Source organism: Ruegeria sp. CK1 (assembly GCF_056536545.1).
Genome location: NZ_JBQFPX010000023.1, coordinates 1 through 4,551, shown reverse-complemented (window position 1 = coordinate 4,551; position 4,551 = coordinate 1). Strand labels below are relative to the sequence as shown.

Sequence of the window (4,551 nt, the reverse complement as noted above, 5' to 3'; positions counted from 1 at the left end):
CCCCCCGCCAAGGCGGGGGGGTTGTTTTGTTGTTGCTGTTTATTCTGCGGCTTCTTTGTATGCGTCCATTGGGGGGCATGTGCAGACGAGGTTTCTGTCGCCGTATGCGTTATCGACGCGGTTGACGGGGGACCAGTATTTGTCGACGCCCATCGAGCCCGGCGGGAAGCAGGCTTGCTCGCGGGTGTAGGGGCGGTCCCAGTTGCCGACCAGATCGCGCACCGTGTGGGGGGCGTTTTTCAGCGGGTTGTTTTCCGCATCGATCTTGCCGTCGATGATCTCCTGCGCCTCAGCCCGGATGGACAGCATGGCGTCGCAGAAACGGTCGAGTTCAGCCATGGGTTCGGACTCGGTGGGTTCCACCATCAAGGTACCCGCCACCGGCCAGGACATGGTGGGCGCGTGGAAGCCTGAATCGACCAGACGTTTGGCGATGTCGTCGACGGTGACATGCGCCTCGGCGTCCAGCGGACGGGTGTCGAGGATGCATTCATGCGCCACACGACCCGTTTCCGAGGTGTAGAGGATCGGATAGGCCTCGCTCAGACGCGCGGCGATGTAGTTGGCGTTCAGGATCGCCACTTTCGTGGCCTGCGTCAGACCCGCACCGCCCATCAACAGCACATAAGCCCAGCTGACCGGCAGGATCGACGGAGAACCAAATGGAGCCGCCGAGACCGGGCCCACAGCAGTGCCGTATTCCGGGTGGCCGGGCAGATGCTCGGTCAGGTGCGCCTTGACGCCGATCGGACCCATGCCGGGGCCGCCGCCGCCATGCGGGATGCAGAAGGTCTTGTGCAGGTTCAGGTGGCTGACGTCGCCGCCAATGTCACCCGGACGCGAGAGACCCACCATGGCGTTCATGTTGGCGCCATCGATATAGACCTGACCGCCGTGATCATGGGTGATCTGGCAAACCTCCTGCACGGTGGTCTCGAACACGCCATGGGTGGACGGATAGGTGATCATGCAGCCGGCCAGATGATCCGAGTGCTTCTCGGCCTTGGCGCGGAAGTCATTCAGATCAATGTTGCCGTTCTCATCCGATTGCACCGGCACAACCTGCCAGCCCACCATCTGCGCCGAGGCGGGGTTGGTGCCATGCGCCGAGGTCGGGATCAGGCAGACATTGCGGTGCCCTTCGCCACGGGCGAAGTGGTAGTTGCGGATGGTCAGCAGGCCTGCGTATTCACCCTGCGCGCCCGAATTGGGCTGCTGGCTGATCGCGTCATAGCCGGTGATTTGACACAGCTTGTCGTTCAGATCGGCGATCATCTCATGATAACCCTGCGCCTGATCTTCGGGGCAGAACGGGTGCATGTTGCCGAACTCGGGCCAGGTGACCGGGATCATCTCGATCGTGGCGTTCAGCTTCATGGTGCACGAGCCCAGCGGGATCATCGCCCGGTCCAGCGCCAGGTCGCGGTCGGCCAGACGGCGCATATAGCGGGTCATCTCGGCCTCGGCCCGGTTCTTGTGGAAGATCGGGTGGGTCAGATAGGGCGTCTCGCGCAGCGCGTAATCGGGCAGGCGATAGGCCACGTTCGAACTGTCATCGGTGCGGTCAATGCCGAAGGCGCCCCAGACCGCCTCGATGGTCTCGGCGCGGGTCTGTTCATCGAGGCTGATACCGACCTTGGTCTCACCTACCTTGCGCAGGTTGATGCCACGGGCCACCGCGGCTTCCATGACGGTTTTCTGCAGATGGCCGACCTCAACGGTGATGGTGTCGAAGAAGACTTCCGGCTCGACCGAGAAGCCCGCCTCTTCCAGGCCGGCCGCCATGCGCGAGGTCTTGCGATGCACAGATTGCGCGATGGCCTTGATGCCATCGGGGCCGTGATAGACCGCATACATCGAGGCCATCACCGCCAGCAGTGCCTGCGCGGTGCAAACGTTTGAGTTGGCTTTTTCACGCCGGATATGCTGTTCGCGGGTTTGCAGCGACAGGCGGTAAGCCTTGTTGCCGCGGCTGTCGATGCTGACACCGATGATCCGGCCCGGCATCGCCCGCTTCAGCTTGTCGGTGGTCGCCATGTAAGCAGCATGGGGCCCGCCATAGCCCATCGGCACGCCAAAGCGCTGGGTCGAGCCGATGGCGATATCCGCGCCCATCTCACCCGGTGACTTCAGCAGCGCCAGCGACAGGATGTCGGCGGCGACGATGGCGATGGCTTTATGTTCATGCAGTGCGGCGATCTCGGCGGTGAAGTCGCGCACATGGCCATGGGTGCCCGGGTACTGGAAGATGGCGCCAAAGACGGCGCCTGCGTCCAGCGTATCGGGATCGGCCACCTGCACGTCGATGCCCAGAGGCTCAGCCCGCGTTTTGATCACCGCGATGGTCTGCGGGTGGCAGTTCTTGTCGACAAAGAAGGCCGCGTTATTGGCCTTGGAGCGGCCGCCGCGCTTGGCCATCGCCATGGCTTCGGCTGCTGCGGTGGCTTCGTCCAGCAAGGATGCGTTGGCCACGTCCAGCCCTGTCAGATCGCTGACCATGGTCTGGAAGTTCAACAATGCCTCAAGCCGACCCTGGCTGATCTCGGGCTGATAGGGCGTATAGGCCGTGTACCAGGCCGGGTTTTCCAGGATGTTGCGCAGGATCGGCGCCGGGGTGGTAGTTCCATAATAGCCCTGACCGATCAGCGAGGTCAGAACTTTGTTCTTGCTCGCCACCTCGCGCATGTAAAACAGCGCATCGCGTTCCGTCATCGCCGGACCCCAGTCCAGCGGCTCTTTCTGCCGGATCGCAGGCGGCACGGTGGCGTCGATCAGCTGGTCCAGCGTCTTGAAGCCGATCACCTTGAGCATGTCACGCATCTCGGTCGGGCTGGGCCCGATATGGCGGCGATTGGCAAAGTCATAGGCTTCGTAGTCAGTCAGTTTGAAGGCCATTGCAGCGCTCCTGTCATATGGTCAGGCCCGGCGGAGAGTGAGGGAGCCTCCGGCGTGGGGTGAGGGCCGTCTTGGAACCTGTCCGGTGGACAGGTTCAGGCCCGAACGGGCGGAGCCCAAATCAGCGGCTCCGGGTGAAGATGAAGGACGGATCCGTACAAAGACCCGCCGTTCGGGTTTAGCCGATGAAGGACTTGTAGCCGGCCTCGTCCATCAGGTCGTCCAGCTGCGCGGCGTTGCTGATCTTGATCTTGTAGATCCAGGCCTCGCCTTCGGGGTCTTCGTTCAGCGCACCGGGATTGTCGGCCAATGCCTCGTTGACTTCCGTAATCTCGCCATCAACCGGCGCGTACAGCTCAGAAGCTGCCTTGACGGATTCGATCACGCCGATCTCGCCGTCCTTCTCGAACTCGTCGCCCACCTCCTGCTGCTCGACGAACACCACCTCGCCCAGCTGCTCGGCGGCATGCGCAGTGATGCCCAGCGTGGCCGTGTCCCCTTCGACGGTCAGCCATTCATGCTCTTCGGAATAATAGGTTGCCATGTCTCTCTCTCCTGACTTCAACGCTTGTAATTCTGTGTAACGAAGGGCAGCGTCACGATCTGCGCCGGTTGCGCCTTGCCCCGAATGATCAGGTTCACAGCCTCGCCCGGCTCGGCATGGGACGCGGCCACATAGCCCATCGCCACCGGTCCGCCGACCGTGGGGCCAAAGCTGCCCGAGGTGATCTGGCCGATGGTCTCGCCCTCGAGGCTTTGCACCTCGACCCCCTGACGGGCCGGTGCGCGGCCTTCGGGCTTGATGCCCACCAGCTTGCGCGATGGCCCTTCGGCCAGTTCCTTCTGAATGCGGTCCGCACCCGGAAAGCCGCCCTCTTCCTTGCGGCGCTTCTGAATGGCCCAGCCGAGGCTGGCCTCAATGGGTGAGGTGCTTTGGTCGATGTCATTGCCATAGAGGCACAGCCCCGCCTCCAGCCGCAGGCTGTCGCGCGCGCCCAGACCCGCCGGTTCGCAATCGTCATGCGCCAGAAAGGCCTTGGTGATCTCGATGGCCTTGTCCTCGGGGATCGAGATCTCGTAACCATCCTCGCCGGTGTAACCCAGCCGCGAGATGCGGCATTCGACGCCGTTGATATCCGCTACGGTGGTTTCCATGAACTTCAGATCGCGGGCCGCGGGGCACAGTTCGCCCACCACATCCTCGGCTTTGGGGCCCTGTACGGCCACCAGCGCGCGGTCGAAGATCTCGGTCACGTCTACGCCGTCAAGGTTGGCTTGCATATGCGGAATGTCCTGATGGCGCAGCGCCGCGTTCACCACCACAAAGAAATGATCGCCCGCGTTCGACACGATCAGGTCATCCATGATCCCGCCTTCGGCATTGGTAAAGAACCCGTACCGCGCCTTACCCTCTTTCAAGGTCGCATAAGCCTGCGGGCACAGAGCTTCCAGCTTCTCGCCCACATTCTCACCCCGCAGGATCACCTGACCCATATGAGACACATCAAACACCGCCGCCTTCTCACGGCACTGCTTATGCTCTCCCATAATCCCCATCGGGTACTGAACAGGCATCTCCCAACCCGCAAAATCAACCAGCTTACCACCCAACTCAACATGCAATGAATAAAGCGGAGTGCGATTCAGTTCGGTCAT

General features: G+C 62.3%; 3 protein-coding genes. All 3 read right to left on the bottom strand.

Annotated features, from left to right (window positions below; genetic code table 11):
- Nucleotides 1-39 precede the first annotated feature (39 nt).
- The 3 genes from gcvP to gcvT all read right to left on the bottom strand — a co-directional run bounded on the left by gcvP (nt 40) and on the right by gcvT (nt 4,551).
- Nucleotides 40-2,895, bottom strand: coding sequence for an aminomethyl-transferring glycine dehydrogenase (gcvP, locus tag ACR0L3_RS20590; RefSeq protein ID WP_480747661.1), 2,856 nt, complete (start codon nt 2,893-2,895; stop codon nt 40-42).
- A 178-nt stretch (nt 2,896-3,073) separates the two neighbouring features.
- Nucleotides 3,074-3,439, bottom strand: coding sequence for a glycine cleavage system protein GcvH (gene gcvH / locus ACR0L3_RS20585; protein ID WP_480747660.1), 366 nt, complete (start codon nt 3,437-3,439; stop codon nt 3,074-3,076).
- A 17-nt stretch (nt 3,440-3,456) separates the two neighbouring features.
- Complete coding sequence (gene gcvT / locus ACR0L3_RS20580; RefSeq protein ID WP_480747659.1) at nt 3,457-4,551, bottom strand: glycine cleavage system aminomethyltransferase GcvT; 1,095 nt, start codon at nt 4,549-4,551, stop codon at nt 3,457-3,459.

Excerpts from the sequence above, each read along its gene's own strand:
- gcvP (WP_480747661.1), bottom strand. The coding sequence starts at position 2,895 with ATGGCCTTCAAACTGACTGACTACGAAGCCTATGACTTTGCCAATCGC.
- gcvH (WP_480747660.1), bottom strand. The coding sequence starts at position 3,439 with ATGGCAACCTATTATTCCGAAGAGCATGAATGGCTGACCGTCGAAGGG.
- gcvT (WP_480747659.1), bottom strand. The coding sequence starts at position 4,551 with ATGACCGAACTGAATCGCACTCCGCTTTATTCATTGCATGTTGAGTTG.